This is a genomic window from Komagataeibacter kakiaceti JCM 25156, assembly GCF_000613305.1.
Window position 1 is genome coordinate 1 of record NZ_BAIO01000336.1, and the last position, 2,620, is coordinate 2,620.

A 2,620-nucleotide genomic window follows, 5' to 3' on the forward strand; every position below is an offset into this window, starting at 1 on the left:
CCCGCCGCCATGACCCGGACCAGCACTTCGCCCGCCCCCGGCCGCGGCACCGGCACGGTGGAAAGGGTGAGGGAATCGGGACCGCCGGGTGCGGCAGTGGTCACGGCCTGCATGGTGTCGGGAACGTGCTGGGTCATGTCTGTCCTCCTGTACCGTAGCATGCGGCATGTACGCGCCGAGGTGTAGGTGATATGGCGGCCCGGACAGGCGGGCGGGAGGGGGAATCAGGCAAACGTGTGGTTTTTTCGCCGGTTGCGCCGGATCCGGGCGCTGCGCACCAGGCATGAAAAAAGCGCCGGGACCTGCTGGCCCCGGCGCTCGTGTCTGCACCCTTCCGAAAAAAGGCGGGTGGGATCAGACGGAGTAGTACATCTCGAACTCGGCCGGATGCGGGGTGTGTTCGAACTTGAACACGTCCTGCCACTTGATCTCGCAGTAGCTCTCGATCTGGTCCTTGGTGAACACGTTACCGGCCAGCAGGAACTCGTGGTCGGCTTCCAGGGCGGTCAGGGCTTCACGCAGGGAACCGGCCACGGTCGGGATCTGCTTCAGTTCTTCCGGCGGCAGGTCGTACAGATCCTTGTCCATGGCGTCGCCCGGGTGGATCTTGTTCTTGATGCCGTCCAGACCGGCCATGAGCATGGCGGAGAACGCAAGGTAGGGGTTCGCCGTCGGATCGGGGAAGCGGACCTCGACGCGCTTCGCCTTCGGGCTGGTCGCGTAGGGGATGCGGCACGAAGCGGAGCGGTTGCGCGCCGAATAGGCCAGCAGCACGGGCGCTTCGAATCCGGGGATCAGGCGCTTGTAGGAATTGGTGGACGGGTTGGTGAAGGCGTTGAGCGCCTTGGCGTGCTTGATGATGCCGCCGATGTAGTACAGCGCCTCATCCGACAGGTCGGCATAGCCGTTGCCGCCGAATGTGGCTTGCCATCGCGCCAGATGGACTGGTGCACATGCATGCCCGAGCCGTTGTCGCCATAGATCGGCTTCGGCATGAACGTGGCCGTCTTGCCATAGGAATGGGCGACGTTGTGCACGCAGTACTTGTAGATCTGCATGAAGTCGGCCGCCTTCACCAGCGTCGCGAACTTCGTGCCCAGTTCGTGCTGGGACTGCGCGACTTCGTGGTGATGCTTCTCGATCGGCAGGCCCATCTCGCCCATCGTGGTCAGCATTTCGGCGCGCAGGTCGCCTTCGCTGTCCACGGGCGCGACGGGGAAGTAGCCGCCCTTCACGCCGGGGCGGTGGCCCATGTTGCCTTCGGGGTAGTCCTTGAGCGACGCGCCGGGGCCTTCAACGCTTTCCAGCTCGTAGGTGCCGAAATTCGGGCCGGTGCCGAAACGCACGCTGTCAAAGATGAAGAATTCCGCTTCCGGGCCGAAGAAGGCGGTGTCGCCCAGGCCGGTGGACTTCAGGTACTGCTCGGCCAGCTTGGCGGTCGCGCGTGGGTCGCGGTTGTAGAACTGCCCGGTGGAGGGCTCCACGATGTCACAGACCAGGATGAGCTGCGGCTTGGCGGAGAACGGGTCCATGACCGCCGTTGTCGGGTCAGGCAGCAGGATCATGTCGCTTTCGTTGATGGCTTTCCACCCCGCGATGGAGGAGCCGTCGAACATGAAGCCTTCGCGGAAGGTGTCTTCCTCGATCGTGGTGACGTACTGGGTGGTGTGGTGCCACTTGCCACGCGGATCGGTGAAACGCAGGTCAACCATCTCGACCGCGTTTTCCTTGATGATCTCGAAAACCTTCGCGATGGCTTCAGCGGAATGCGACGGTGCCGAGACCGTGGCAGAAGCCTGTGCTTTTTTTGCCATGTTAAATTTACCTGTCCTGACTCTAGTGTGCCGTTCCATGCGGCGCGGCGGTTATGGTTACGGAAACGTCTCTCCGCTGTCGATAGCCTAGATACATGGCTTCAATGTGCGGATGGCCCGTCTCAGACGGCATCGGCCCCCCGTTCCCCCGTCCGGATGCGGATCACATCCGATACGGGTGTGACAAATATCTTGCCATCCCCGATGCGCCCCGTGCGGGCCGCGGTCATGATCGCCTCAATCGCACGTTCGGTCATGTCGTCCGGGCATACGATCTCCAGCTTAACCTTGGGCAGGAAGTCGATGATGTATTCAGCACCCCGATAGAGTTCCGTCTGGCCTTTCTGGCGCCCGAAGCCCTTGGCCTCGATCACGGTAATGCCCATCAGCCGATTTCATGCAGGGCATCCTTCACCTCGTCGAGCTTGAAAGGCTTGATGATGGCTTCGATCTTTTTCATGCCGCTGTGTCAGTCTTCCGTCCTGTGGCGCGTGTTCGCACGCCGTTTATCTGGCGCGACAGGGTTGCACGGCTTTGGATTTCAGGCAATCGGATGATATGCCAAAAAAGCGCGGACGCGCACTCACAGGCCCGTATGATCAGGATGCGACGATGAAACCGACGAACTCCATGCTTTCGGGGCTCTCGACCACCATTTTTTCCGTCATGTCCGCGCAGGCGGCGGAGCATGGCGCGATTAATCTGGGTCAGGGCTTTCCCGATACCGAAGGCCCGCGCGATCTGGTGGAGGCCGCGGCCGCGGCGCTGCGCGACGGGCGCAACCAGTATCCCCCCCCTTGCCGGGG

At 62.3% G+C, this 2,620-nt stretch carries 3 pseudogenes; 1 reads left to right on the forward strand and 2 read right to left on the reverse strand.

The features are described from left to right. Nucleotides 1-354: 354 nt before the first annotated feature. Nucleotides 355-1,814 (reverse strand): annotated as a pseudogene (gene glnA, locus JCM25156_RS24390) (type I glutamate--ammonia ligase). A 122-nt stretch (nucleotides 1,815-1,936) separates the two neighbouring features. Next, nucleotides 1,937-2,274, reverse strand: a pseudogene (locus tag JCM25156_RS24395) (P-II family nitrogen regulator). 152 nt (nucleotides 2,275-2,426) lie between these two features. On the opposite strand from JCM25156_RS24395, the pseudogene JCM25156_RS24400 reads away from it, so the two are divergent. Continuing rightward, nucleotides 2,427-2,620: pseudogene (locus JCM25156_RS24400) on the forward strand (aminotransferase); the annotation flags it as partial.